Raw genomic sequence first — 26,154 nt, 5'->3', positions numbered from 1 at the left:
GGCGATCGGACGTCTGTCCGACCCGCAGATCGAGCATGAGCCCGATAGGACCTCAGGGTGGAGACCGATACAGTCATAGGGGAGCCTGAGCATGCAGCCCGCAAAGCAGCGGGTCATCGACCGACAGGGCCTGGATGAGCTCCTGGCCCGGCTGCGGGAGGCTGGCTATACGCTGGTCGGCCCGGTGAGGCGCGAGGGCGCCATCGTCTACGAGGAGATCTCTTCCCTGGCCGACCTGCCCGCCGGGTGGACTGAGGAGCAGGGGCCGGGGGCCTACCGCCTGCAGCGCCGCGACGACGGGGCTCTCTTTGGCTACGCCTCCAGCCCCGCCTCCTGGAAGCGCTACCTCTTTCCTCCGGAACTGCGCCTGTGGAGGGCCCGGCGGGCCGACGGCGGGTGGCAGCGGGTGGACCGGGAGGAGGAGAGCAGGCCGTACGCCTTCCTCGGGGTGCGGGCCTGTGACCTGCATGCCATCCAGATCCAGGACCGGGTCTTCCTGCAGGGCGCTGTCCCCGACCCCGCCTACGCCGCGCGCCGGGGAGCCTTCATCGTAGCAGTCAACTGCGGGCGGGCCGGGGGGACCTGCTTCTGCGCCTCCATGGGCACCGGACCCCGGGCCAGCGAGGGGTATGACCTGGCGCTCACCGAGATGGTGGGAGAAGGGCGCCATGAGTTCCTGGTGGAGGTGGGTACGGCGCGGGGGGCGGAGATCCTGAGTCATGTACCCTCCCGCCCGGCCGAAGCCGCCGACGGGGAGGCCGCCGCGGCCATCGTCACCCGCACCGCGGCGCAGATGGGCCGCCGTCTGGACACCCGCGACATCCGGGAGGTGCTCTACCGGAACGCGGAGCACCCCCGCTGGCAGGAGACCGCCGCCCGCTGCCTGGCCTGCGGCAACTGCACTCTGGCCTGCCCCACCTGCTTCTGCCACGCGGTAGTGGAGGTCACCGACCTGACCGGGGAGCACGCGGAGCGCTGGCGCCGCTGGGACTCCTGCTTCTCCCTGACCTTCTCTTACATCCACGGCGGCAGCGTGCGCGTCTCCACAGCTTCCCGCTACCGGCAGTGGCTGACCCACAAGCTGGCAGCGTGGATCGACCAGTTCGGGACGTCGGGGTGCGTGGGCTGCGGGCGGTGCATCACCTGGTGTCCCGTGGGGATCGACATCACGGAAGAGGTCCGCGCCCTGCGCGGGGAAGAGCGGGCCGCGACGAGCGGAGGGAAGGAGCAGACCGATGGAGACTCTTGAGCGGCTGCTGGCCGCACATCCGTTCTTCAAGGACCTGCGCCCCGAGCACCTCCAGGTGCTGGTGGGCTGCGCCGCCAACGTGCGCTTCGAGGCGGGGCAGTACATCTTCAGGGAAGGGGAGGAGGCGAAGACTTTCTACCTCCTCCGCCACGGCCGGGTGGCTCTGGAGATGGCCGTACCGGGACGGGGCTCCCTGACCATCCAGACCATCAGGGAGGGGGACGTACTGGGCTGGGCGTGGCTCTTTCCTCCCCACCGCTGGCACTTCGACGCGCGGGCCGTGGAGCTGGTGCGGGCCATCGCCATGGACGGCCAGTGCCTGAGGGACAAGTGCGAGCAGGACCACAGTCTGGGCTACGAGCTGGTAAAGCGCTTCGCCCAGGTCATCGTGGAGCGGCTGCAGGCCACCAGGCTGCAGTTGCTGGACGTCTACGGCCATGTCCCCCACCGTTGAGGCCTCCCCTGCACCCCTGTGGCCCCTCCCCTGCCGCCTGCACGCGCGGCGACGGGAGACCCGGGACACCGTCACCCTGGAGCTGGAGGCGGTGGGGCCGGGGCTGGGAGAGTTCGCCCCCGGGCAGTTCAACATGTTGTACGTCTTTGGCGTGGGCGAGGTCCCTATCTCCATCAGCGGCGACCCGGCGCACCCGGGCCGGCTGGTGCACACGGTGCGCATGGTGGGGGCGGTGACGCGCGCCCTGGGCCGCCTCCCCCGCGGCGGGGCCGTGGGCGTGCGCGGTCCCTTCGGCACCTCCTGGCCGTTGGAGGAGGCAGCCGGCAGCGACGTGGTCGTGGTGGCCGGGGGTATGGGGCTGGCGCCGCTGCGCCCCGCGCTGTACGCTCTCCTGGCGCGGCGGGAGCGCTTCGGGCGCATCGTCCTGCTCTACGGGGCGCGCACCCCGGGAGATCTGCTGTACGTGACGGACCTGCGGCGGTGGCGTGCTCGGATGGATCTGGAGGTGGAGGTGACGGTGGACGCGGCCACCGACGGCTGGCGGGGTGACGTGGGAGTGGTGACCACGCTGATCCCGCGGGCGCGCTTCGAGCCGGCCAGCACCGTGGCCCTGGTCTGCGGGCCGGAGGTGATGATGCGCTTCGTGGTGCGCGAGTTGCAGGCCCGTGGCGTGCCGGACGGGAGCATCTACCTCTCCATGGAACGCAACATGCACTGCGGCATCGGGCAGTGCGGCCACTGCCAGTGCGGACCGTTCTTCGTCTGCCGGGACGGACCGGTCTTCCCCTACCGGCGAATCGCCCCGTTCTTCCGCCTGAGGGAGCTGTGATGGTCCGCAGCCTTCGCCGCCCGAAGCTGGCCGTCTGGAAGTTTGCCTCCTGCGACGGCTGCCAGCTCTCCCTGCTGAACTGCGAGGAGGAGCTGCTGGCCATCGCCAGCCAGATGGAGATCGCCTACTTTCTCGAGGCCTCGCGGGCCACAGGGCGCGGTCCCTACGACATCTCCCTGGTGGAGGGGTCGATCTCTACTCCGCACGACGCGGAACGCATCAAGGCGGTGCGGCGGATCTCCCGGGTCCTGGTGACCATCGGCGCCTGCGCCACCGCGGGGGGCATCCAGGCGCTGCGCAACTTTTCCCAGGTGGAGGAGTGGCGGAGGCTGGTCTACGCTCGTCCCGAGTACGTGCAGACGCTGGAGACCTCCACGCCCGTAGCCGCCCACGTGCCCGTGGACTTCGAGCTGCGCGGCTGCCCCATCAGCAAGACGCAGCTGGTGGAGGTGATCAGCGCCTTCCTCCACGGCAGGCGCCCGGCGGTCCCGTCCCACAGCGTCTGCATGGAGTGCAAGCGGCGGGGCACGCCCTGCGTCATGGTGGCGCGGGGGACGCCCTGCCTGGGTCCCATCACGCAGGCCGGCTGCGGGGCCATCTGCCCCGCCTACGGCCGCGGCTGCTACGGCTGCTACGGCCCCACGGAGACGCCCAACCCCACCTCCCTGATGTCCTGGTGGAAGGGCCTGGGGGTGGAGGACGGTGACCTGGTGCGGGTGCTGCGCACCTTCAATGCGGGAGCAGAGGCTTTCCGTGCGGAGAGCGAGCGCCGTGAAGCGCACTAAGACCATCAAAGTGAACTACCTGGCGCGCGTCGAGGGCGAGGGCGCCCTGGACGTGCGCGTCCGCGGCGGCCGGGTGACCGAGGCCCGCCTGCGCATCTTCGAGCCGCCACGCTTCTTTGAGGCCTTTCTGCGGGGCCGCCGCTTCACCGAGGCCCCGGACATCACGGCACGGATCTGCGGCATCTGCCCGGTGGCCTACCAGATGAGCGCGGTGGCGGCCATGGAGGATGTCTGCGGCGTCCAGGTGGAGGAGCCGGTGCGCCTGCTGCGCCGCCTGCTCTACTGCGGCGAGTGGATGGAAAGCCACGCCCTGCACATCTACCTCCTGCACGCCCCGGACTTCCTGGGCTACGAGAGCGCCATCCACCTGGCCCGCGACCACCCGGAGGTGGTGCAGCGGGGGCTGCGGCTGAAAAAGGCGGGCAACGACCTGATGGCTCTGCTTGGCGGGCGGGAAGTCCACCCCATCACCGTGCGCGTGGGCGGGTTCTACCATGTGCCGGTCAGGGCCGACCTGGCCCGGGTCGCCGAGCAATTGAAGTGGGCGCGCGATGCGGCACTGGAGACGGTGCGCTGGGCGGGGACGCTGCCGTTCCCCGACTACGAACACGACTACGAGTTCGTCGCCCTGCGCCATCCCACCGAGTACCCCATCATCGAGGGGCGGCTCGTCTCCACCCGGGGGCTGGACATTCCCGTGCGCGACTACGACACCCACTTCGTCGAGGAGCACATCCCCCACTCCAACGCCCTGCATTCCCGGCTGCGGGTCAGGGGAGCCTACCTGGTGGGGCCGCTGGCCCGCTACAACCTGAACTTCGACCGCCTCCCCGCCGCGGTACAGCAGGCGGCGCGGGAGGGGGGGCTTGGTCCGGTCTGCCGTAACCCCTTCCAGAGCATCGTGGTACGCAGCGTGGAAGTCCTCTACGCCTGCGAGGAAGCCCTGCGGCTGATCGACCTGTACCAGCCCCCGCAGCGGCCGTTCGTGGAGGTCCGTCCGCGGGCGGGGACGGGCTACGGGTGCACCGAAGCCCCGCGGGGCATCCTCTACCACCGTTACACCATCGACGGGAACGGGGTGATTACCGAGGCGAAAATCGTCCCCCCCACGGCGCAGAACCAGAAGGCGATGGAGGAGGACCTGCGGGCGTTCGTCGCGCCACGCATCGACCTGGACCACGCCACGCTCGCCTGGCAGTGCGAGCAGGCCATCCGCAACTACGATCCCTGCATCTCCTGCGCCACCCACTTCCTAACCTTGCGAGTGGACCGGGAGTAGGGCATGCGGCCGGCTCTGGTGATCGGAGTGGGGAATCCCTACCGGCGTGACGACGCTGCGGGGCGGGAGGTGGTGCGCCGCCTGCGGCGGCGGGTGCGGGGTGACGTCCGCCTGGCGGAACACGGCGGCGAGGGGGCTGCCCTGCTGGAGGCGTGGGAGGGAGCCGACCTGGTGATCCTGGTGGACGCCGTAGCCTCGGGGGCGGCGGCGGGCACGGTGTACCGCTTCGACGCGGCGGACGGCCCGCTGCCGGCGACGCTGCTTCGGGACTCCACGCACGCCGTGGGGGTGGCGGACGCGGTGGAGCTGGCCCGGGCCCTGGGGCGGCTGCCGCGCCGCCTGCTGGTCTACGGGATCGAGGGGGAGCACTTTACCGCCGGTGTGGGGCTCTCCCCGGAGGTGAGGAGGGCGGTGCGCGGGGTGGTAGCATCGATCCTGCAGGACCTGCAGGCTGGCGGTGAGCGGGATGGCTGACCTGCGCGTGCAGCACGTTTCCCGGCAGGTGAGGAAGCGGCCCCGCGCGCAGGAGTCCCCTGCGCAGCGGCTCCGGGTGACCATCCGCGGCGCCGTCCAGGGGGTGGGCTACAGGCCGTTCGTCTACCGCCTGGCCACGGAGACGGGCCTGGCCGGATGGGTGAGCAACACCACGCAAGGGGTCTTCATCGAGGTGGAAGGCCCGCAAGAGGCCCTGCGCGCCTTCCTGCGGCGGGTGCAGCGGGAGCGGCCCCCGCGGGCGGCGGTAGTCAGCCTGGACGCCGTCTACCTGGATGCGGTGGGATTTGTGGGGTTCCAGATCAGGGAGAGCACGGTGGAGGGCGCCAGGACGGTTGCCGTACTCCCAGACATTGCCACCTGCCCGGACTGCCTGCGGGAGCTCTTCGACCCACGAGACCGCCGCTACCGCTATCCCTTCATCAACTGCACCAACTGCGGGCCGCGTTTCAGCATTATCGAGAACTTGCCCTACGACCGTCCCAACACCACCATGCGCGGTTTCGCCATGTGTCCGGCCTGCCGGGCGGAGTACGACGACCCGCTGGACCGCCGCTTCCACGCCCAGCCCATCGCCTGCCCCGTATGCGGCCCGCACCTGGCGCTGTGGGACGAGCGGGGGCGCGTTCTGGCTGTCCGGGAGGCGGCGCTGCAGGAGGCGGCCGCGGCGCTGCGCCGGGGCGCCATCGTGGCGCTCAAGGGACTGGGCGGCTTCCAGCTCCTGGTGGATGCGCGCAGCGAGGAGGCGGTGCAGCGTCTGCGCCACCGCAAGCGGCGCGAGGAGAAGCCCTTCGCCCTTCTCTACCCGTCGCTGCAGGCGGCAAGGAGAGACTGCTTGGTTTCGGGTGAAGAGGCGGCGCTCCTTGTCTCGCCTGAGGCCCCCATCGTCCTGCTGCGCCGCCGGGCCGGTGCATCCGTCGCCGCCGCGGTAGCCCCGGGCAATCCCTTCCTGGGAGTGATGCTCCCTTACAGCCCCCTGCACCACCTGCTGATGACCGAGCTCGGGTTCCCCGTGGTGGCCACCAGCGGGAACCTGGCGGAGGAGCCCATCGTCACCGACGAACGAGAGGCTCTGGATCGCCTGAGCGGGATCGCGGACCTCTTCCTGGTGCACGACCGGCCCATCGCCCGGCATGTGGACGACTCGGTGGCCCGGGTGGTGCTGGGACGCCCGCTGCTACTGCGGCGGGCTCGCGGCTACGCCCCTCTGCCCGTGACCCTGCGCGGCCCGGCTGCTGGAGACGGGACCCTCTTGGCCGTAGGCGGCCACCTGAAGAACACCGTGGCCCTGGCAGTGGGGGAGCAGGTCTTCATCAGCCAGCACATCGGCACGCTGGAGACCGCCCCGGCCTACGAGGCCTTCATCAGGGTCATCGCTGACTTCTCCCGCCTCTATCAGGCTCCGCCCCGCGTTGTGGCCTGCGACGCGCATCCCGACTACCTCTCCACGCAGCACGCGGAGCGCTGGGGCCTGCCGTTGCTGCGGGTGCAGCACCACCACGCGCACGTCCTGGCCTGCATGGCCGAGCACGAGCTGGACGGCCCTGTCCTGGGTGTGGCCTGGGACGGCAGCGGGGACGGGATGGACGGCACGGTCTGGGGCGGGGAGTTCCTCCTGGTGACTGCGGAGGGCTTCAGCCGCGTCGCCTCCTTCCGGCGCTTCCCCCTGCCGGGTGGCGAGCAGGCGGTGCGGGAGCCGCGGCGGACGGCGGTCGGCCTGCTCCACGCTGCCTTCGGTGACCCCGCTCTGGAGATGGTGCACCTGGCTCCGGTCGCCTCGTTCTCCGCAGCCCAACGGCAGGTGCTGCGGCAGATGCTGGCCCGCGGGGTCAACTCGCCGGCCTGCTCCAGCGTGGGGCGCCTCTTCGATGCAATGGCGGCCCTTCTGGGGATCCGGCAGCGGTGCAGCTTCGAGGGACAGGCGGCGATGGAGCTGGAGTTCCTGCTGGACGGCGTGACCACCCGGGAGGCCTACCCCCTGCCGGTGACCGAGTCCGCAGACGCCGCCGGCCGGCTCCTTTTTCTCCTGGACTGGGAGCCAATGGTGCGGGCCGTCCTCGACGACCAGGGCGGGGGCTCACCTGCCGGGCTCATCTCCGCCCGCTTCCACAACGCGCTGGTAGAGGCTACGCTGGCCGTAGCCCGCCGCATCGGGGAGGAACGTGTCCTCCTCACCGGCGGCTGCTTTCAGAATGCCTACCTACTGGAACGGGCGGTACGGCGGCTGCGCGGTGAGGGATTCCGCCCCTACTGGCACCAGCGCATTCCGCCCAACGACGGCGGCCTGTCCCTGGGCCAGGTGGTGGGGGCGCGGTTGCAGCGGGAGGAGTGAGACCAGATGTGCCTGGCGGTTCCCGGAAAGATCGTCAGCATCACCCCCGGTGAGGGTCTGGAGCGCAGCGGCCGGGTGAGCTTCGGGGGCGTCATCAAGGAGGTCAACCTGGCCTTCGTCCCCGAGGCGCAGGTCGGCGACTACGTCATGGTGCACGTGGGATTCGCCCTCAGCCGGGTGGACGAGCGGGAGGCGGAGCAAATCTTCGCCTACCTGGCCGAGCTGGAGGCGCAGGAGCCAGCGGGAGACGCGGTGTCCGCGGAGCTGCCGCCGCGCTACTCCGGGGAGTGACCGACCTGACCGGAGGCGGGTGAGGAGGCCGTGAGGTTCATCCACGAGTACCGCGACGCGCGGGCCGCGCGGCGGCTGGCCGCGGCCATCGCCCGGACCACCACCTGCCCCTGGACCATCATGGAGGTCTGCGGCGGTCAGACCCACACCATCGTCAAGTTCGGTGTCGACGAGCTGCTCCCGCCACAGATCACGCTGGTGCACGGGCCGGGCTGCCCGGTGTGCGTAACGCCGCTGGAGCTCATCGACAAGGCCGTGGAGATCGCCAGTATCCCCGGGGTGATCTTCTGCTCCTTCGGCGACATGCTGCGCGTCCCCGGGACGCACGGCGACCTGCTGGCGGCCAGGGCGCGGGGGGCAGACGTGCGCGTGGTCTACTCCCCACTGGACGCCCTGGCCGTGGCCCGGGCCCACCCCCGGCGGCAGGTGGTCTTCTTCGCCGTGGGCTTCGAGACCACGGCACCGGCCAACGCCCTGGCGGTGGTCCAGGCGCAGCGGCAGGGCGTGCGCAACTTCAGCCTGCTGGTGGCCCACGTCCTGGTCCCGCCGGCGATGGAGGCGATTCTGGCCTCGCCGGGCAACCGGGTCCAGGGCTTTCTGGCCGCCGGGCACGTCTGCACGGTGATGGGCTACGAAGAATACCGTCCCCTGGCCGCGCGCTACGGTGTGCCCATCGTGGTCACCGGCTTCGAGCCCCTGGACATCCTGCAGGGAGTGTACATGTGCGTGCGGCAGCTTGAAGAAGGGCGGGCGGAGGTGGAGAACCAGTATGTCCGCTCCGTTCGCCCCCAGGGCAACCGCGCAGCCCGGGAGCTGATCGCCCAGGTCTTCTGCGTGGTGCCGCGGCGCTGGCGGGGCATCGGGGAGATCCCCAAAAGCGGCCTGGGGCTGCAGCCGGCCTACGCCGACTTCGATGCGGAGCGGCGCTTCGGCCTGGCCGGGCGGGGCGTGGAGGAGTCCACCGAGTGCCGCAGCGGCCTGGTGCTGCAGGGGGTGCTCAAGCCGCCGCAGTGCCCGGCCTTTGGCACCCGCTGCACCCCGGAGCACCCCCTGGGGGCCACCATGGTGTCATCGGAAGGCGCCTGCGCCGCCTACTACCGCTACCGGCGCGTTCCAGCGCAGGGGGCGCTGTGACAGCGCTGCGCGCCGGCACAGGGTGTTCCGCCACGACGCCAGGGAGGTGCGCACCGCCATGAGGGACGCGGAGGACTTCGTCCTCTCCTGCCCCATCCCCATCAGCGAGTACCCGCAGGTCCTGCTGGCGCACGGCGGCGGGGGCAAGCTGATGCACGGGCTGATCGAGAAGATGTTTCTTGCTGCCTTCCGCAATCCGCCCCTGGAGGTGCGCCACGACGGGGCGGTGCTGCAGGCGGACGGGGGTCGGATCGCCCTGAGCACCGACAGCTACGTGGTCCGCCCGCTCTTCTTCCCCGGGGGGGACATCGGCACGCTGGCCGTAAACGGCACCGTCAACGACCTGGCCATGTGCGGCGCCCGGCCGCTGGCGCTGGGCGCCGCCTTCATCCTGGAGGAGGGGCTGCCCATGGAGACGCTGTGGCGCGTGGTCCGCTCCATGCAGGACGCTGCGGCCGCCGCCGGTGTGCCCATCGTCACCGGCGACACCAAGGTTGTGGACCGGGGCAAGGGGGACGGCCTCTTTGTCACCACGGCCGGCCTGGGGATCGTGCCCCCCGGGCGGGACATCCGCCCGCAGCGGGTCCGCTCCGGCGACGTCCTCCTGCTCAACGGCGACGTGGGCCGGCACGGAATGGCGGTCATGGCCGTGCGCGAGGGGCTGAGCTTCGAAAGCGAGATCACCTCCGACTGCGCTCCGCTGGTGCAGCCGGTGATGGCCCTGCTGGAGGGTGGGGTTCAGGTGCACTGCCTGCGCGACCTCACCCGCGGGGGGCTGGCCGGGGCGGTCATCGAGATCGCCCGCGCCGCCGGGGTGCACGTGGAGCTGGAGGAGCGGGCCATCCCCGTGCGCCCCGACGTGCAGGGCGCCTGCGAGATGCTGGGCCTGGACCCCCTCTACGTGGCCAACGAGGGGCGCTTCGTGGCCTTTGTGGCGCCACAGGACGCACAGCGGGCGCTGGAGATCCTGTGGGGCACCGCTCTGGGCGCAGAGGCACGGATCATCGGCCGCGTGGAGGCCGCCCGCAAGGGAGGTCTCGTCACCATGACGACGACCATCGGTGCTTCGCGGGTTGTTGACATGCTAAGTGGTGAGCAGCTGCCACGGATCTGCTGATCGATGAGCTCGCGCCCCGGGTCGGCGTCGGCGCGCCATCGCGACTCTTCACCCTCTGGGCCCTCGCATCTCGTCCAGGAGGGAATCTGTGGACTTGCGAAGCCTGAGGATCCCAAAGATGAGGTCGACAGGGCTTCCGCCCGCACCCCCCTTCCGCAGTAGAACGCCGTCCTTATGAATCTCCAACGTCACCACGGTGCCAGGCTGCAGCCCCAGCTTGTTCCCCACCTCTACCTGAACGGTCACCTGACCCTTGGAGGAGATCCTGCTTTTCATACTTCAATTAAAAGGTAAAGAGAATCGGATCAAGAATACATAACGCCCCCAGCCCGATCCGTCGTCTTCTCCAGCGAAGTGCACTACAGACAACGGGGGTGGTGTGTCCCGGAGGCGCTGGTAGCTGCCACCAGCGCCTCCGGGAGCAGCAGCACCGCCCGCACCGACGAGCCCCACGCCGTCTCCTCTGGCTCAGGGGAAAGAGTCGCGGGCCGGCCTCGAACCTGAAGGGGATCTAGCGCCGCGTACCCGGCTTCGCCAGCAGGTTCTCCAGGAACTCTTCGTGGCGAACCTCGTCCCGCAGCAGCTCCGTGGCCAGAGCGTAGGTGGCGTGGTCCTTGCCCAGGGTCAGCTTGGCCAGACGGTTGTAGGCGGCGATGGCGCCGCGCTCGGCCTTGATCTGGTCTTCCACCATGCCGTCCGCGTCCGCCCAGTCCTGCCGGGGGGCGGTCCAGGGCGCGTTCGCCCCTGCCTCCCAGTCACGGGGGTGGACCACCGGATCCCCGCCCAGCTCGATGATGCGGGCGGCCAGCTTGGCCGCGTGGCCCAGCTCGTCAGTGGCCTCCTCCTTGAAGTGCTCCATCAGCTCCTCCCCGTGGAAGCCCTCTGCCACCTGGGAGGTGATCCAGTAGGAGTAGAACGCCAGGAGCTCATCCAGGTAGGCCTTCTTCAACTCGCGGATGACCTCAGCGACGTCCACCTCGACGACGGACCGACCTTGCTCTCCCATGCTGCACCTCCTTGGAGTGGGCTTGCCCTGCCTGCCGGCACCGCGGGCAGAGACCGTACACGGTGAGGTGGCGCTCCAGGAGGAACCCGGAGGCCCGGGCCAGCCGCGGCAGCAGCCGGCTCACATCCGCGGCCAGGTCGACCACGGTCCCGCAGCTCACGCAGACGGCGTTCACGTGGGGGACGGAGCGGCCGTCGTAACGGGTGACGCCGTCGGCGCCCTCCAGCGGAACCGCCAGCCCCAGTGCGCTCAGCAGGTGCAGGGTCTTGTAGACCGACGCCCGGCTGAGCGTGGGGTGGCGCTGCCGCACCCGGCGGAACAGTGTCTCCGCCGAGGGGTGGTCGACGGCGGCGCGCAGCGCCGCAAAAAGGGCCAGGCGCTGCGGGGTCACCCGGTGCCCGGCCGCCCGCAGAGACCGGAGGAAGGGCAGAACCTCTGGCTTGTTGAGATTCATTCTCAACAAAGATTCTATCGCCATTGAGGTAGCGACGCAAGAGGGAGGTGGACCGCCGCTGCCCCGGCCTCAGGAGTCGGCCTCCACCAGCCCCTTGCGGATGGCGTACTTGATGAGCTGCGCCGGCCGGTGCAGGTCCAGCTTCTCCATGATGTGCTGCCGGTGGGCCTGCACGGTCTTCACCGAGAGGTGCAGCAGCTCGCCGATCTCAGCGCTGGTGTACCCTTCGGCGATAAGCTTGAGAATCTCCCGCTCCCGCGGCGTCAGCTCCTCGTAGGCTCCGGTCTCCTCGCCGGATTCCACCCGTCGCAGGTAGTCCGCTACCAGGGCTGTGGCCATGGACGGGTACAGATAGGTCTCGCCGCGCGAGGCGGCCTCTATGGCGTCCACCAGCTCTGCCGGCCTGGCCTTCTTCAGCACGTAGCCGCAGGCGCCGGCGCGCAGCATCTGGAACAGGTATTCCTCGTTGTCATGCACTGTCAGGGCCAGCACCTGCATCTGGGGGAACTCCTCCTTGATCCGCCGCGTCGCCTCCACGCCGCCCAGCCGGGGCATGGCCACGTCCATCAGGACCACGTCCGGGCGCAGGGCGCGCACCTGATCCAGGGCGCCCAGTCCGTCTTCCGCCTCTCCCACCACCTCCACGCTGGGGGCCGCCTGGAGCAGGGCGCGGATGCCCGCCCGGACCAGGGTGTGGTCGTCCACGATCAGTACCCGCAGGGCCATCTCACACCCCACCGGGGACAGCCAAGTCCACGGGCAGCTCCACCTGCACCGTCGTCCCCTCCCCGGGGCGTGAGCTGATCCGCAGCCTGCCGCCCAGCAGGGCCACCCGCTCCTCCATCCCCACGATCCCCAGGCGCCGCCGGGCGGGGTCGGCCCGGGTCGCCTCCGGGTCGAAGCCCACACCGTCGTCGGTGACCGTCAGGCGGACGGTGCCGTCGGTGAGCTCCAGGGTGATGGTGGCCAGGCGGGCCTGGGCATGGCGGGCGACGTTGGTCACTGCCTCCTGGGCCACGCGGAAGACTGTGGTCTCCACGGGCCGGGGCAGCCGCCGCTGCCCGAACCCGCTGGCGGAGAGGCGGACCTGCACGCCCGCCGGCTCCAGCAGGTTCTTGGCGTAGTGGCGCACGGCGGGGATCAGGCCCAGGTCGTCCAGCAGCGTAGGACGCAGGGCGAAGATGATCTTGCGCACCTCCTCCAGCGTCTGCTCGGCCACCCCCCGCACCGCGGCCAGGGTGGCCCGCGCCTGCTCCAGGTCCTGGGGGACAACCTCCTCAGCGGCATTGAGGCGCATCATCAGCCCGGTCAGCGACTGGCTGACCTCGTCGTGCAGCTCGCGGGAGATGCGGAAGCGCTCGTCCTCGTGAGCGCTTATCAGCCGGCTGAGCAGCTCGCGACGCAGGTTCTCCTTCTCCCGCACCTCTTCAAAGAGACGGACGTTCTCGATGGCGATGGCCAGCTGGTTGGCCACCGTGTGCAGCAGCATCAGGTCGGTGCGCTCGAACGGCTGCTCCTGCGCCCGGGCCACCAGCATGGCTCCCAGGTCCTGGTCCCGCGTGCGCAGGGGGAGGGCCAGGACCGCGCCGACCCCGGGGATGGGGTGCTGGACCTCGCCTGGGCCGCCCGGAGTGGAGAGGGAGCGGCCGGCCAGCTCCTCCGCCACCGCCGCCCCCCAGGGGGCGACCGGTGTGGGGTCTCCGGCTGCGGCCATGGGATGCAGGCCCCCGTCGCTGCGGCCGTAGACAACGCAGGCATCGGCGCGGACCGCCTCCCGCATGGCCGCCGCCGCCTCGTGCAGGGCTGAAGAGAGGTCTGCCGCCGCAGTAAGGGTCCTGCTGAAGACGGTGAGCGTGGAGAGGCGCCGGGTAAGGTCGCTGATCTCCTCGGCCAGCGCGGCGGTGGATCGTTCGATCCGGGCGCTCATGTCGTTGAAGGCCGCCGCCAGCACCCCCAGCTCGTCCCCGGTGCTCACTGCGGCCCGGGCCCGGTAGTTCCCCCGGGAGAGCTCCTGCACCGCGGCCACCATGGCCGACAGCGGATCCAGGACGAAGCGGCCAAGGAGGACGCTGAGCGTCCCCAGCGCCAGGAGGAAGGTAAAGCCCACCAGGCCGGCCAGAAGCTGGGCGGTGGAGCGCAGGTGTGCCGATACCTGCCCCGTGCCCAGGGAGACGCCGATGGCCCCCAGCACCGGGCCGTCGGCGGCGTGGCAGGCGCGGCACTCGGCGCGGTTCTCGACGGGGGTGAGGACGAGCAGCTCCCCGGCCTCCGGGCGCTCCTCCGCCGCCGCCTCCCGGCGGCTGAGGACGCGGGCCAGGAGGGCGGAGGGCCGCAGAACGCCCACCTCCTCCACCCGGGAGGAGGCCCAGACCCTCCCGTTGGGGGAGTAGATGCGCACGCGATGGATCCCTGGCGTCTCCTCGATGTGCCCGATGATCTGCTTCATCTCCCGGGGGTTGTTGTTGATCATGGTGGTGGTGAGGCTGTGCAGGATGGTCCCGGTGAGGGTCTTGGCCATGGCCTCGAACTGCTGCAGGGTGGCGCTGCGCTGGAAGAGGACCAGGGCGTAGATGGAGAATGCTCCCACGATGAGGAAGATGGCCACGATCCACAGGGTGATCTTCAGGTGCAGACGCACCGCCCCGCCCCCCGGGGCCTCCCACCCGGGCGCGCCGCCAGCGGCCCGCCGATGTCCGCCGGAGCGCGCCACACCTCCAGCATGCCCCCTCAGGGACAGGCTGAACCATCGGGCCGACAGAGTATCCACATCCACCCGTCTTCTCGGGAGTCCGCACGCGCACTGGCTGCAGACAGCCTCTGGGGTAGACGGACGGCGGCCGGACGCTTTCCGGCCGCCGTCCCTGCAGGTGGCGGGTCCGGGCTACCTGACGGTGGGGAAGCCCTGGGCCGTCCAGCCGTTCAGCCCCAGCCCCAGGTTCTTCACGTTGGTGTAACCGAGGAGGGAGAGGGCCATAGTGGCGTAGGCACCACGTGTGCCCACGCCGCAGTAGGTGACGATAGAGGCGTCCCTGGGCGGGAGCTTATCCAGGTTGGCCACCAGGGTGCGGATGGGGACGTTCACCGCACCGGCAATGTGGCCGTTGGCGTACTCCGACGGCTCGCGTACGTCCAGCAGGAAGATCTTCTCCCCGGCGTCCAGACGGGCTTTCAGCGCCGGCGCGGCGATGCAGTTGAAGTCCGCCGGAGGCGCGGTCAGATAGGCCGCCACGAGCTCCTGCACAGCAGGAGCCTGCCCCAGCGCGGGCACGGCCGCGCCCAGGGCCATGGCAACCACCAGAGTCAGAACCACCCTGCGCATCGCTCTTCCCTCCTTACCGGATTGGGGCTGGCGGTGCTGTGACCGCCCGCCCGTTGGCCTGCGAGTCACTCGGGTCGAGGTCCTGCAACCGGAGGAACAAACTCGGGCTGTTGTGACAGGCGGCGCAGGTCTGGCTGCGCGGCGTCACCCGCTGGATGTTGTGTGGCGTCGCCGTCTTCCAGGTGGGGATGCGGTCGAAGTGGACCAGAGTGTTGGACAGTCCCGTCCGCCTGTCGATCATGTCTGGCGTGGTGGGCACGTGGCGAAGCAGAACATAGAGATAGGGAAGCTCCGGCCGCAGGTTGCGCCCGATCTTCAGCATGGGTCGGGAGGTCGCTCCCTCTCCGGCGTGGCAGTTGAAGCAGCTCCGGCTGACGTTGCCGTGGCAGACCTGGCAGGCCAGCTTCGTCCCGTGGACAGTGTGCACCCGCAGGGTGCTCTTCCCCGGAACCGCCGCGGGGTGGCAGCCGGAGCACGCCGGCCTGGTGGGGACAGCGAAGCGGTTGGCCGCAGCAGCTTCGCCCTGGCCGTGCAATTGCACACCGCTGTGGCAGCCGGTGCAGGCCATCTTCGCCTTGGCAAAGTGCACGTCCGGGGGAAATCCCTCGTACTGCCCCATAAACTCAGCCCCCACCCGCCCGTTGTGGCACCCGTTGCAGCCCCCGCTCCAGCCCCCGAGTAGTGAAGTGCAGGCTCCTGGTGAAGGTGGCGGTAATGTCCGGGTGGCAGGAGCCGCACGCCTTCAGGGGATCCTCCGAGGGGCGGCCGACCATCCCCTGGTGCGCCGTGGCCGCGTCTGCCGCCTCGGGACGACCCCCGTGGCAGGCCGTACAGCCCAGTTGCCCGTGCACCGTCTGCAGGAACCGGGGATCGACCAGCTTCCTCTCGTAGGGTGCCCCCGCCGGGAGCAGCGGCGCCGCTCACCCCTCACCTTCGGCTGGTGGAGGCGGCAGGGGGCGTACCAGCGGCTCCAGCGCCGCCCGGCTGGTGTGGCATCTGACGCAGGAGGTCTGGGCCGCTGCCGCCTGTGCTGCGGCCACCGGGGGTGCGGGGACGTGCCAGGAGGTCAGGGCAGCCCCAATCAGGGGCAGGGTGACCATGACCACCGCGGCCGGGAGTGCCCACAAGCGCACGCGCCTCATCCCAAGCCATCCTAGGACAGGCTATACTCCCAGGGTGTATCGGCGATGAGAAGGATTCTGGTTAGTCCGTCCTGACTAGGCCCTGCGCCGCAGGCGGCCTGCCGCCTAGCGCAGCATCATGAAGGTCTTCTGCAGCTTGTGCAGCGTGCTTCGGGCCCGGGTCTTGCCCCGCAGCTCCAGCCGCAGGCACTGCTCCAGGCCGGTGGAGATCAGGTCCAGGGCCACCCGATCCAGAGCGGAGCGCGCGGCGGCGATCTGTTGGATGATCTCCGCGCAGTCCCGATCCTCCTCCAGCATGCGCTGCACGCCCTTGACCTGGCCCTCCACGCGGCGCAGGCGGCGCACGGCTGTGGCTGTCGTCTCCCGGTCCAGCTTGGGGCTGGCGCTCATGCTTCCCTCCCTGCCGGCGAGCAGAATCAACCCTACCGGGAAGAGTAGATCCCGGGAATGTGGACGTCATCGGGCGAACGACCGAGCGCCCAATCATCTGCTCGCCTGATTGGCCTGTGCGGCGGGGCGAGCTACCCTCGGTTGGGGCATACTCCGGAGAGTATCGGTCGAGGAAGCCGTCAGTGAGGTGGGAACTATGACTGCGGTGATGGCACAGGCTGAGGCGGCCCCCCGGGGAGAGCCAGCTGTGGGCAACAGACTGTCCTTGGTGGTCTTCAGCGGGGAGATGGACCGGCTGATGGCCGCCTTCGTCATCGCCACGGGCGCCGCCGCCTCCGGAATGGAGGTGACCATGTTCTTCACCTTCTGGGGCCTGCAGGCGGTGAAGAAGCCCGTACGCACCGGGGCCAGTGCCATGGGGCGGATGCTGGGCTGGTTCCTCAAGGATGCAGACGGTGTGGGCCCCAGCAAGCTGAACTTTGGCGGCGCCGGCCGCTGGATGTTCAAGCAGATGATGAGGAAGCACAATGTCACCTCCGTACCGGAGCTGCGGGCCCTGGCCGCGGAGCTGGGAGTGAAGATGCTGGCCTGCCAGATGAGCATGGAGGTCATGGAGGTCAGGCGGGAGGACCTGGTGGACAGCGTGCAGGAGGTCGTGGGCGTGGCTGCCTTCCTGGAAGAGGCCGCACGCTCCAGGGTCACTTTGTTCATCTGAAACCAGCCCATGCAGCACCGGTGATCTGAGCAGGGTGATCCGAACCGGCGATCCGAGAACGAGGGAGGGTAGGGGGATGGAAGCCACCAAGCGCGGACTGGTTCTGGACCTGAAGGGTCTGCTCTGCCCCATCCCGGTGGTGAAGCTGGCCCAGGCGGTGAAGACGGTGCAGGTAGGGGACGTCATCGAGGCCACGGCCACCGACCCGGGGGTGCTGGCGGACATCCCGGCCTGGTGCCGTACCACCGGCCAGGAGCTGGTCTCCATCGGCCGGGAGGACAAGGTCATCCACTTTGCCGTCCGCCGGGTGAAGTAATGGGTTCCTGGGGGTGGGTACTGGCCGGGGCGTGCGCCGTCGCCGTTAACGGCCTGGCCCGACATCTGGTCCTGCTGCTGGGACGACCTTACCGACCGGAGATGGCCAGGCCGGCGGGGTCAGTTGCGCAGGGCGTCCTCTACGCCTTCAGCTGGGGGATGCTGCCCTGGGCCAAGGAGAGCACGCGGCGCCACATGCTGGCCTACCTGCGTGGGGTGGTGTTTCACCTGGGCATCGGCGCCGCATTCCTGGCGCTGCTGGTTGGCCCATGGCGGGCCCAGGGGGCCGGCCCGCTGCGCTGGGCGCTGGTGACCCTCTCCGCCGGCGGCGCCATGGCAGGCCTGGGCGGCCTCCTGGCCCGGGTGGTGGAGACGCGCCTGCGCCGCCTGAGCACGCCGGACGACTTCTTTGCCGTGGCGCTGGTGAGCCTCTTCACCCTGGCCGCCGCGGCGGCCATAGTGGTGCCTGCGCTGGTGCCGGCCTTTTACGGGCTGGCCGCGGCGACGCTGGCCTATATCCCGTTCGGCAAGATCCGGCACTGCTTCTACTTTTTCTTCGCCCGCTACTTCTTCGGCGCCGGCTTTGGCCGGCGCGGGGTGCTGCGCTGGGGGAAGGTTCATGAGTGAGTCTGTGCAGCGCGCGCTGGCCGCCTTCCGCCGGGCCCTGGACCGGCGGGTGCTGACCGCACTGGAGGTCTGCGCCCGCTGTGGCATCTGCGCGGAGTCCTGCCACGTCTTCGCCTCCACCGGCCAGCTCCAGGACGCACCCACCGCCCGCAGCGAGGCGGTGCGTCGTCTCTACCGGCGGCAGTACGACCCGCTGGGGCGGATCTTCCCCTGGTGGGTCCGCGCCGGGGAGGCCACCGAGGGGGACCTGGACGCCCTGAGTGAGGCCGCGTTCGCCACCTGCACGCTGTGCCAGCGCTGTGCCATGAACTGCCCGCTGGGCGTGGATACGGCGCTGATCATGAAGGCGGCGCGGGCGATGCTGGCCGCGGCGGGGAAGGCACCGGAGATGCTGGTCCAGCTGGCGGACGCCGCCGTGGCCCGCGGCGAAAACGTCCAGGTCTTCCGGGAGATCTACAGGGAGATCGTGGCCGACCTGGAGCAGCAGGCGCAGGAGCAATTGGGCGACCCTGCGCTGCGCATTTCCCTGGAGCGGCAGGGCGCCGATATCCTCTACGTGGCCCTCTCAGGCGCGCACACCATCGTGCCGGCGGCGATCATCTTTCATGCCGCCGGCGCGGACTGGACCCTCTCGGCCTTCGAGGCCTCCAACTACGGTGTCTTCCTGGGCGATCCAGAGAAGGCCAGGGCCATCGCCCGGCGCATCGTGGACGAGGCCACGCACCTGGGCGTGCGGCAGGTGGTCCTCACCGAGTGCGGCCACGCCTACGCCGCGCTGCGCTGGGAGGCTCCCGGCTGGTTCGGCGGGGAGTTCCCCTTCAGGGTGCGCAGCATCGTCGAGCTCCTGGCGGAGTACATCCGGGAAGGCCGGCTGCGCCTGGACCCCTCGGCCAACCCCCTCCCGGTGACCTATCACGACTCCTGTAACCTGGCCCGCAAGGGCGGGCTGCTGGAGGAGCCGCGGGTGGTACTGCGGGCGGCGGTGCAGGAGTTCCGCGAGATGACCCCCAGCCGCGCCGAGGCCTACTGCTGCGGCGGGGGCGGCGGGCTGGTGGCCGTCCCCGAGTACGAGGAGAGGCGGCTGCGCGCCGGGCGGAAGAAGGCCGAGCAGATCATGGCGGCGGGCGCACCGCTGGTGGCCACCTCCTGCGAGAACTGCTTCCTGCAGATCCGCGACCTGAGCAGTCACTACGGTCTGGCTGTCGAGGTCACCGGCCTGATGGAGCTGGTGGTGCGCGCTCTGCTTGGGGCCCGCGCCCGCGCTGTCCGGGTCCCCGCGCTGCAGGCCGCGTAGACGGATTCCTCCCCTCGCCAGCAGGAAGGCGCCCGGGACCGCTTCGTAGCTAGCGGAACTCCTCGGTGAAGAAACGCTGCCGCAGCGAGACGAACCGCGGGGAGAGCGGCGGCAGGTTGGCCGCGTCGTTGAAGCTGACGTCGTAGAACCAGCGCCGCGGCGGCGGGCTGTAGCCGTAGTACTCCTGCATGCGCCAGTAGCCCTGCAGCCAGCGACCGTTGAGCTGGTAGGTCCGGCAGGAGAAGGAGGGATCGTCGGTGGAGGTCAGCCCGGCATTGTAGGTGAAGCAGGTGTGCTTGGGCGTGTCGATGGCCACGAAGGAGCCCTCGTACCAGAAGCGGGCCCCGGACCAGGTCTCGTGGAAGCGGGGGTAGTTCTCCAGCCCCCCGCTGTAGTAGTCGCGCTGGCAGTCCCGGCCGCCGGGATTCCCCGGGCAGGTGGTGATGTCGTTGCCGGCGAGGAAGGCGGCGTTGACGAAGGTCTGCGTTGCACCGGGTTTGTTGCTGGGACGGCTGGTGGTGCTGCGCTCGTCCAGGGGACGGTAGGGTGATCCCCCCTCGTTCACGCCGTTGTTGAAGACGGGTCGGCAGGCGCCCGTCCCCGAGGGGTCGACCCAGGCGCAGGAGAGGACGTTCAGGGTGTCACCCACCACCGCCGCCGGCTTCTTCCCGTTGCCACCGCAGGTGGCCGGCACCGAGTCGCTGACCACCCCGGGTGCCCGGCAGTTGAAGTTGCCCATGACGTAGACAGCCTGGTCGCTGGCAAAGGTGACCCCCCGATCCGTATCGCCGCGGCGCAGCCGCTGCGCGTCATAGTAGCGCACCCCGTAGCCGTTGACCCCGGCGGAGTTGGCCCCGCGCACCGAGGCGTAGATGACCAGCCCGCCGTCGGTGGTGTCGTTGGGGTCGAAGAGGCGGCTACCCGCAGGCTGGATGAGGTTCCACTCCTCCAGCTTCGTCCAGTCGATGTTGAGCATGAGGACGGGCTTGCGCTCCCGCCAGTTGTAGAACCCCCCGTAGCGGAAGTCGTTGCAGAAGTTGGTCGCGGAGATGACCTGCCGGGGGTCGCGGTCGGCCGTGCAGCCGTTGACGCCGGCCCGGGGAAAGGGGACGGCGTAGTCGTTGTAGGAGTCGTAGCGCCCCTCGCACGAGGAGCCGCTGACACAGGTAGGGTCGGTGGGGATGTCGCTGTAGGTGATGCCACCGGGGACGTCGCGGGCGAAGCGCCGCAGCAGGGTGGTCAGGGCCGCGTTCACCGTGCCGTCGGCGTTGTACACCTCCAGGGCGTAGAGTGCGGGTCCGGGAGCGGAAGGGTTGTCCGGGTCCAGCTTCTCCGTGCGCGTGGTGTTCAGGACTAGGCGCAGGTCCGCCTCCTGCCAGTACGAGCCGGGGGAGGTGCCGGCCGGGCAACTCCAGGGGGCGCATAGCAGGTCGTTCTGCCCGGGGATGGCCACGTCCCGCAGGTCAACCCGCACCCGGCCGTTCCACAGGGCCGCCTCCGCCTCAGGGACCAGCCGCGTGGTGATGCTGGCGCAGGTGGTGTCTCCGGGACCGGTCCGGCCCAGGATGCGCAGGCTGCCGTCGGGGTTGGCAATCCAGACCTTGCCCGAATTGTTGTAGGTCAGGTCGTCCTTCCGCCCGCGATACAGCTCTCCCACTACGGTGACCTGCCCCAGAATCTGCGCTCCCGGGCTGCAGCTCTCGGTGTTCAGGTACATGTCCTTGTTGGTGTGGATGCGGCCGTTGATCACCATGGGCGGGCCCACGGTCAGCTCCAGGTCTTCCTTATAGAAGGCGGCCAGCTGGAACATGGGGATCAGCCGCACCTCGAACTGCAGGCGGAGAATGGCTTCGGTGAAGCCGGCGCTGTTGTCGGCCTGGGAGCGGAGGTTATAGATGTAGCGCAGGGCGTTCAGGCCTTCGAAGGGCTCGCCCGCCGGCACCTGGACTACTGCCGGCGACTGCCCGCAGCCGCTCAGCTCGTAGGTGACCGTGCGCTGGTTGATGGTGAAGCTGGAGGGTGCGCAGGTGGCGGGCACGTCGAACCCGAGAAAGGTGTTGCGTGCGTCGGCCGCCCCCCGGTTGAGGCCTGCTTCCGCAGCGTAGAACCCGGCCACGCTCCTGGTGAACGCCGTCTGCACCTCGCTGTTGCGGTCAACGGCAATGACCACGAAGACGCCTATGGCGGCCAGGATGAGGATTGCCAGCAGGACGGTCACCATCGCCGCTCCGTTCTCTCCGCGCCAGGATGTCACCATCCGTCTCCGCCTCCTAGAACAGGAAGTTCCTGGGCTTGACCTCGATGCTCTGGCTGAGCCGGTAGAAGCCGCCGGAGATGGGCCGGGGGGACCGCGCCCCGATGTCCAGCTGGATGGCCCTCACCAGGGACCACTCGCTCTCACTGGTGGGCAGATCGACCAGGTCACAGGGGCCGGGGGAGCAGTTCCTGTTCAGCACATAGCGGATGTCCAGCCGTTCTATCCCCTCGACGGCCGGCTGCGGACTGCCCAGGGCCGTGGCCACCGTGAGCACGGGAACCGTCCCGGCGCTGCCGATGGCGAACGTCTGGGCCTCCGCCCCGTAGACGGAGCTGTCCTTCGGGTAGCCCTGGTTCAGAGGGGCCTGCAGGGTCAGCCTGTTGGCGGTCTGGTCGACGCTGTTTACCTGGGCGTACTCGCCCGTGGTGGTGTCGGCGTGCAGCACGTAGATCTGCATCCCCGGCACGAACTCCGCCACCGTGTCCAGGACCAGGACGGTGGCTCCGGCGGCGACGGCGCCGGTCAGCGAGCCTATGGCGCAGCGCACGTTGGCCCGCACGGTGATTGTGTCCGTGGTCCCGTTGTCCGCTCCCGTCAGCGGCCGGATGTTGACTGGGCCGGCGGTGGGGAGGCAGGCGCCGGCCAGGCGCAGCTCCCGGGAGAGCAGGTCGATGGCCGCCCGCAGGTTCTGCTGGGTCTCCAGCCGTTGCCGCTGCTCCTGCCAGGAACCGCTGGCGAAGATGTAGCCCCCCACGGCGGCCACCGCCACCGTCGAGCCCAGCACCAGGGCCACGATGACCTCGGCCAGGGTGTAGCCGCCCTGTGGTCTACTGGGCCAGGCTGGTGAAGATCGTCTCCGCCACATAGGTCCGTGATCCTCGGATGTTCCAGGTGACTATGACCCGGATGCGCTTCATGTTGGCCGCCGGATCATCGGTCGTGACCACACGCTCCAGCACGTAAGTGTGCGCGCCCACCGTACGCGGTGTCGGGCCCACCGAGAGGATCTGGTTGTAGGGCATGTCCCGGATCTGCTCCAGCTCCTCCTGGGCCAGCGCCGCCGCCTCCACCGCGCGGCGGCTGACCGCCCCCTGGGTCATGGCGGCCAGGTGCAGCGCCGCCGTGGAGGCGACCACGAAGGCGAAGACCAGCTGCGCCAGCAGCACCTCCAGGACGGTAAATCCCCCCTGGCCGGGCCGCCGCCTGCCCCGCCTCATGGCACCTCCACCAGCCCGGTTACCCGCACCACGACCTGCTGCGTCCAACCCCGCGCTCCGTCGGCCAGGGTGAAAGTCACCTCCGGCCCGACCACCCGGCCCCGGCTGTCGAAGCTGACCGCCTTGCCCACGTCTGCGCCGCTGAAGGTAACCCCCGGCCGCAGCGTCACCGTGCGCTCGATCACGGGGAACGTCCACACGCTGCCTGTCAGCTCTCCACGCTCCAGCACGTACTGAGTGGTGCTGGCCACACGCACCTGGTAGTGCGTGGAACGGCTCATGGCGAAGCTGCGTGCCACCTTCAGGTTGGCCGCGAGCTCCTGCGCGTCCGCGGTCAGGTAGAGAGGCCGGGGCGACAGCCGCGGGACCAGGATGACCAGCGCCAGGGCGAGCAGCGCCAGGGCCAGCACCAGCTCCAGGCTGCTGAATCCTTCTCCTTGCCCGTCGCGCTCCACAGTCCGCACCACACGCATATGCCCCACCAGCGTCGTCGTCAGACCGGCGACGGAGCTGTGGAACCTGAAGGGAACTTCAGGGGAGGGCTGTCAGTCCACCGGCTGGTCTCCGCCCGGTGGCTCTCCACCCGGTGCGGGAGGCCCCTCCAGCCGGCCCGCGGTGAACTTGTACTCGGGCGTCTTGGCACCGGCGTCCAGGCCGTCCGCGTGGGTCAGCAGGTTAGCCGGCCCTTCGCGGAAGTGGAACGGCAGGTACACCATCCCCGGGCGGACCACCTCGCTGACGCGAGCCTGCACCCGGATGCTGCCCCGCCGGGTGGTGATCACGCAGGACTCGCCGTCGCGCACCCCGGCCTTGGCTGCGTCGGCAGGGTGGATCTCCGCGTAGGCCCGCGGCTCCCGCCAGGCCAGAGGCGCGGCCCGGCGGGACATGGCCCCGCTGTCGTAGTGATAGAGGATCCGGCCGCTGCTTATCGCCAGCGGGTACTCGGCGTCGGTGGCCTCGAAGGGAGGGGCGGGCGTCGTTACGTGGAACCTCCCGCGGCCGCGGGTGAACTGCCCCCGGTGCAGGAAGGGCGTGCCCGGGTGGTCCGGGCTGGGGCAGGGCCACTGCAGGCCTCCCTTTTCCAGGCGCTCGTGGCTGATGCCCCCGAACAGCGGGCAGAGCGTGGCGACCTCCTCCATGATCGCCGCCGCACTGGGGTAGTCCCAGCGCACCGGGCGGCGCAACCGCCGCCCCAGGCGGCGTCCCACTTCGGCGATGATCTCCCAGTCGAGCCGAGCCTCCCCCGGTGGAGAGAGGAACGGGCGGAGGAGCTGGAAACGCCGCTCCGTGTTGACGAAGGTGCCGCTCTTCTCGGCGAAGGAGGAGGCAGGGAGGACCACATGGGCGAGCTGGGCCGTCTCCGTGGGGAAGATCTCCTGCACCACCAGGAAGTCCAGCGCGCGCAACGCCCGCTGCACGAACCGCGAGTCGGGGAGGGTCATCACCGGATTGGCGCCCATAACGTACAGCGCTTTAATCTGCCCTGCGGCGGCAGCGCGAACCATCTCTACATAGGTAAGCCCGGGCAGGGCAGGCAGGTCCAGCGGCGCGGTGCGCGGCCGCCGGCTCCAGGCCCGGGCAAACTTGGCGCGCACCTGGGGGTCCTCCACCTTCTGGTAGCCGGGAAAGGCGGTGGGCATCACCCCCATGTCGCAGCCGCCCTGCACGTTGTTCTGCCCGCGCAGCGGGTTGACCCCGGTGGACGGTCGTCCCACCTGTCCGGAGACCATGGCCAGGTTGGCCAGCGTCTTTACCAGTTCGGTCCCGTTGGACCGCTCGGTGATCCCCATGCCGTAGAGGATGGTGGAGGCGCCCCGGGATGGGGGCGCGGAGCCATCGCCTGAGAGCTGCCGGCGCAACCCCAGGGCGTAACGGCGCGCTGCCTCCACGATCTGCTCCGGGGGCACCCCGCAGAGGGCGCTGGCCGCCTGTGGGGTCCAGGGCCGGAGCGACTCCACCAGCTGGCCGAACCCCTCGGTGCGCTCGGCGATGAAGGCGCGGTCGCACCAGTCGTTGGTGACGATGGCATGGAGCATCCCCAGGTAGAGGGCATGGTCGGTGCCCGGGGCAGGACGCAGGTGCATGGTGGCGTGGCGGGCCAGGCTGATCCTGCGCGGGTCGATGACGATGAGGGTGGCCCCGCGGCGCACCGCCCGCACCACCTCGTAGGAGACCACGGGGTGGGACTCGCCGGTGTTGGAGCCGATGACCAGGATGCAGTCTGCGTCCCGGATCTCGCGGATGGAGTTGGTCATCGCCCCACTTCCGAATGCGGCGGCCAGACCGGCCACCGAAGGGGCGTGTCAGAGACGGGCGCAGAGGTCGACGTTGTTGGTGCCGACCCCCGCGCGCAACAGCTTCTGGAGGAGGTAGTTGTCCTCGTTGGTGCACAGCGCCGAGCCCACCCCGCCCACGGCATCGGGCCCGCTCCGCTGCACCACTTGCACCAGCCGCTCTGTCACCAGGTCCAGGGCGGTCTCCCAGTCCACCTCGATATGGGTCTGGGCCAGCCCGGGGAGGCGCTCCAGGGGGGAACGCTCCAGTTCCGCCGGCGGGGGCTCCGCGGTCAGCCCGACCGCGTAGGCCAGGTCCCGGCGCACCCACGGGCGGCGCAGCCGGTCGGGGTGATTGACGAAGTCCAGTCCGAACCGCCCCTTGGTGCAGAGGAACTCCCCGTTGACCGGCGCCTGGGGGTAGCCGGAGACGTAGACGATTTCCCCGCGGCGCGTGGCCACCTCGATACCGCAGCCGGTGCCGCAGTAGCTGCAGACGGTGCGGGTGCGGGTGAGTTCCCACTCTCGTCCTTTTCCGATCCGCCCCACCGGCAGCAGGGCTGCGGTGGGGCAGACCTGCACGCAGTTACCGCAGAAAGTACAGGGGGTCTCCGCCAGGGGGCGGTCAAAGGGGGTGGCCACATAGGCCGGAAATCCGCGCTGGGAGAAGGCGATAGCCTCGGCGCCCACCACCTCATCACAGACGCGCACGCAGCGGGTGCACAGGATGCAGTACTGGTGGTCGCGCAGGAAGAAGGGATTGTCCTCCTGGCGCAGCGTCCGCGACAGTTCCCTAGGGTAGGTGCTATCGGCCAGTCCGAACTGGTAGGCGTAGCGCTGCAGCTCGCACCTGCCCGCCTTCTCGCAGACCAGGCAGCGGAGGGGGTGGTCGGAGAGCAGCAGGTCCAAGACCTGCTTGCGGTGGGCCTGCAGCTCTTCGCTGTGCGTGGTCACCACCATCCCCTCGCTCACCTGCAGCCCGCAGCTGGTCACAGGTGCAGGCTGCCCCTGGATCTCGACCAGGCACAGACGACAGCCGCCCCAGGGGCTCAGTTCCGGGTGATGACAGAGGTGCGGGATGTCAATGCCTGCGTCGAGCGCCGCCTTCAGAATGGTTGTCCCGGGAGGGACCGCAACGGTCCTCCCGTCGATGGTCAGGGTGAGCATGGCCATCTCCTCTCAA

Annotated in this window: 28 protein-coding genes and 1 pseudogene; 14 read left to right on the top strand and 15 right to left on the bottom strand. The window is 69.9% G+C overall.

Translation table 11 applies throughout. The features are described from left to right. The first annotated feature begins 91 nt into the window (after positions 1–91). The 10 genes from QN152_01360 to hypE are packed head-to-tail and all read left to right on the top strand — an operon-like array spanning position 92 to position 9,962. Positions 92–1,249 (top strand): 4Fe-4S dicluster domain-containing protein, encoded by a 1,158-nt coding sequence (locus tag QN152_01360; GenBank protein MDR7538166.1) that lies wholly within the window; start codon positions 92–94, stop codon positions 1,247–1,249. Beyond that, entirely contained in the window at positions 1,236–1,703 is a 468-nt protein-coding gene (locus QN152_01355) for a cyclic nucleotide-binding domain-containing protein (GenBank protein ID MDR7538165.1), read from the top strand. Before QN152_01360 ends, QN152_01355 begins: the two co-directional genes overlap by 14 nt. Beyond that, the gene (locus QN152_01350) at positions 1,687–2,532 is read left to right on the top strand and encodes an FAD/NAD(P)-binding protein (protein MDR7538164.1); all 846 of its coding nucleotides are present in this window, start codon (positions 1,687–1,689) and stop codon (positions 2,530–2,532) included. The genes QN152_01355 and QN152_01350 overlap by 17 nt, the downstream gene beginning before the upstream one ends. Continuing rightward, positions 2,532–3,317 (top strand): oxidoreductase, encoded by a 786-nt coding sequence (locus tag QN152_01345; protein MDR7538163.1) that lies wholly within the window; start codon positions 2,532–2,534, stop codon positions 3,315–3,317. The genes QN152_01350 and QN152_01345 overlap by 1 nt, the downstream gene beginning before the upstream one ends. Beyond that, positions 3,265–4,596, top strand: a complete 1,332-nt coding sequence (locus tag QN152_01340; GenBank protein MDR7538162.1) for a Ni/Fe hydrogenase subunit alpha — start codon at positions 3,265–3,267, stop codon at positions 4,594–4,596. Before QN152_01345 ends, QN152_01340 begins: the two co-directional genes overlap by 53 nt. 3 nt (positions 4,597–4,599) lie before the next feature. Next, on the top strand, positions 4,600–5,070 hold the full coding sequence (locus QN152_01335) for a hydrogenase maturation protease (GenBank protein MDR7538161.1): 471 nt from the start codon (positions 4,600–4,602) through the stop codon (positions 5,068–5,070). Further along, positions 5,063–7,420, top strand: a complete 2,358-nt coding sequence (gene hypF, locus QN152_01330; GenBank protein ID MDR7538160.1) for a carbamoyltransferase HypF — start codon at positions 5,063–5,065, stop codon at positions 7,418–7,420. Before QN152_01335 ends, hypF begins: the two co-directional genes overlap by 8 nt. A 6-nt stretch (positions 7,421–7,426) precedes the next feature. Then, entirely contained in the window at positions 7,427–7,711 is a 285-nt protein-coding gene (locus QN152_01325) for a HypC/HybG/HupF family hydrogenase formation chaperone (GenBank protein MDR7538159.1), read from the top strand. A 30-nt stretch (positions 7,712–7,741) separates the two neighbouring features. Beyond that, entirely contained in the window at positions 7,742–8,845 is a 1,104-nt protein-coding gene (hypD, locus tag QN152_01320) for a hydrogenase formation protein HypD (GenBank protein MDR7538158.1), read from the top strand. Positions 8,846–8,903: 58 nt separating this feature from the next. Further along, complete coding sequence (gene hypE, locus QN152_01315; protein MDR7538157.1) at positions 8,904–9,962, top strand: hydrogenase expression/formation protein HypE; 1,059 nt, start codon at positions 8,904–8,906, stop codon at positions 9,960–9,962. 511 nt (positions 9,963–10,473) lie between these two features. On the opposite strand, the gene QN152_01310 is transcribed toward hypE, so the two are convergent. The 9 genes from QN152_01310 to QN152_01270 all read right to left on the bottom strand — a co-directional run bounded on the left by QN152_01310 (position 10,474) and on the right by QN152_01270 (position 16,273). Then, on the bottom strand, positions 10,474–10,968 hold the full coding sequence (locus QN152_01310) for a ferritin-like domain-containing protein (protein MDR7538156.1): 495 nt from the start codon (positions 10,966–10,968) through the stop codon (positions 10,474–10,476). After that, positions 10,925–11,359, bottom strand: coding sequence for a transcriptional repressor (locus tag QN152_01305; GenBank protein ID MDR7538155.1), 435 nt, complete (start codon positions 11,357–11,359; stop codon positions 10,925–10,927). The genes QN152_01310 and QN152_01305 overlap by 44 nt, the downstream gene beginning before the upstream one ends. Before the next feature lie 132 nt (positions 11,360–11,491). Then, entirely contained in the window at positions 11,492–12,148 is a 657-nt protein-coding gene (locus QN152_01300) for a response regulator transcription factor (protein ID MDR7538154.1), read from the bottom strand. Between the two features lies 1 nt (position 12,149). Beyond that, positions 12,150–14,060 (bottom strand): histidine kinase, encoded by a 1,911-nt coding sequence (locus QN152_01295; protein ID MDR7538153.1) that lies wholly within the window; start codon positions 14,058–14,060, stop codon positions 12,150–12,152. 243 nt (positions 14,061–14,303) lie between these two features. Then, positions 14,304–14,741, bottom strand: a complete 438-nt coding sequence (locus tag QN152_01290) for a rhodanese-like domain-containing protein (GenBank protein MDR7538152.1) — start codon at positions 14,739–14,741, stop codon at positions 14,304–14,306. A gap of 13 nt (positions 14,742–14,754) precedes the next feature. Further along, the gene (locus tag QN152_01285) at positions 14,755–15,360 is read right to left on the bottom strand and encodes a hypothetical protein (protein MDR7538151.1); all 606 of its coding nucleotides are present in this window, start codon (positions 15,358–15,360) and stop codon (positions 14,755–14,757) included. A gap of 4 nt (positions 15,361–15,364) precedes the next feature. Then, the gene (locus QN152_01280; GenBank protein MDR7538150.1) at positions 15,365–15,592 is read right to left on the bottom strand and encodes a hypothetical protein; all 228 of its coding nucleotides are present in this window, start codon (positions 15,590–15,592) and stop codon (positions 15,365–15,367) included. 69 nt (positions 15,593–15,661) lie between these two features. Next, positions 15,662–15,883: a hypothetical protein gene (locus QN152_01275; protein MDR7538149.1), complete on the bottom strand. Its 222-nt coding sequence runs from the start codon at positions 15,881–15,883 to the stop codon at positions 15,662–15,664. A 105-nt stretch (positions 15,884–15,988) separates the two neighbouring features. Beyond that, complete coding sequence (locus tag QN152_01270; GenBank protein ID MDR7538148.1) at positions 15,989–16,273, bottom strand: metal-sensitive transcriptional regulator; 285 nt, start codon at positions 16,271–16,273, stop codon at positions 15,989–15,991. 247 nt (positions 16,274–16,520) lie between these two features. On the opposite strand from QN152_01270, the gene QN152_01265 reads away from it, so the two are divergent. The 4 genes from QN152_01265 (at position 16,521) to QN152_01250 (ending at position 19,224) form a co-directional block, all read left to right on the top strand. Further along, the gene (locus QN152_01265) at positions 16,521–16,988 is read left to right on the top strand and encodes a DsrE/DsrF/DrsH-like family protein (GenBank protein ID MDR7538147.1); all 468 of its coding nucleotides are present in this window, start codon (positions 16,521–16,523) and stop codon (positions 16,986–16,988) included. A 76-nt stretch (positions 16,989–17,064) separates the two neighbouring features. Further along, positions 17,065–17,304 (top strand): sulfurtransferase TusA family protein, encoded by a 240-nt coding sequence (locus QN152_01260; GenBank protein ID MDR7538146.1) that lies wholly within the window; start codon positions 17,065–17,067, stop codon positions 17,302–17,304. Next, entirely contained in the window at positions 17,304–17,930 is a 627-nt protein-coding gene (locus tag QN152_01255) for a hypothetical protein (GenBank protein ID MDR7538145.1), read from the top strand. The genes QN152_01260 and QN152_01255 overlap by 1 nt, the downstream gene beginning before the upstream one ends. After that, a complete protein-coding gene (locus tag QN152_01250; protein MDR7538144.1) occupies positions 17,923–19,224 on the top strand; it encodes a (Fe-S)-binding protein in 1,302 nt (433 codons plus the stop codon). Before QN152_01255 ends, QN152_01250 begins: the two co-directional genes overlap by 8 nt. Before the next feature lie 49 nt (positions 19,225–19,273). On the opposite strand, the gene QN152_01245 is transcribed toward QN152_01250, so the two are convergent. The 6 genes and pseudogenes from QN152_01245 to QN152_01220 form a co-directional block, all read right to left on the bottom strand. After that, a complete protein-coding gene (locus tag QN152_01245) occupies positions 19,274–21,481 on the bottom strand; it encodes a hypothetical protein (protein MDR7538143.1) in 2,208 nt (735 codons plus the stop codon). A gap of 13 nt (positions 21,482–21,494) precedes the next feature. Then, positions 21,495–22,346: a prepilin-type N-terminal cleavage/methylation domain-containing protein gene (locus QN152_01240; protein ID MDR7538142.1), complete on the bottom strand. Its 852-nt coding sequence runs from the start codon at positions 22,344–22,346 to the stop codon at positions 21,495–21,497. After that, on the bottom strand, positions 22,309–22,698 hold the full coding sequence (locus tag QN152_01235) for a hypothetical protein (GenBank protein ID MDR7538141.1): 390 nt from the start codon (positions 22,696–22,698) through the stop codon (positions 22,309–22,311). The genes QN152_01240 and QN152_01235 overlap by 38 nt, the downstream gene beginning before the upstream one ends. Then, on the bottom strand, positions 22,695–23,171 hold the full coding sequence (locus QN152_01230; GenBank protein ID MDR7538140.1) for a GspH/FimT family protein: 477 nt from the start codon (positions 23,169–23,171) through the stop codon (positions 22,695–22,697). Before QN152_01230 ends, QN152_01235 begins: the two co-directional genes overlap by 4 nt. A 72-nt stretch (positions 23,172–23,243) precedes the next feature. Further along, complete coding sequence (locus QN152_01225) at positions 23,244–23,837, bottom strand: molybdopterin dinucleotide binding domain-containing protein (GenBank protein MDR7538139.1); 594 nt, start codon at positions 23,835–23,837, stop codon at positions 23,244–23,246. A gap of 75 nt (positions 23,838–23,912) precedes the next feature. Then, positions 23,913–26,138: pseudogene (locus QN152_01220) on the bottom strand (molybdopterin-dependent oxidoreductase). Positions 26,139–26,154 lie beyond the last annotated feature (16 nt).

The organism is Armatimonadota bacterium (assembly GCA_031459715.1).
Lineage (GTDB): Bacteria > Sysuimicrobiota > Sysuimicrobiia > Sysuimicrobiales > Humicultoraceae > Humicultor > Humicultor tengchongensis.
The sequence above is the reverse complement of the archived record's forward strand: the minus strand, read 5'-3'. Positions and strand labels throughout refer to the sequence as shown.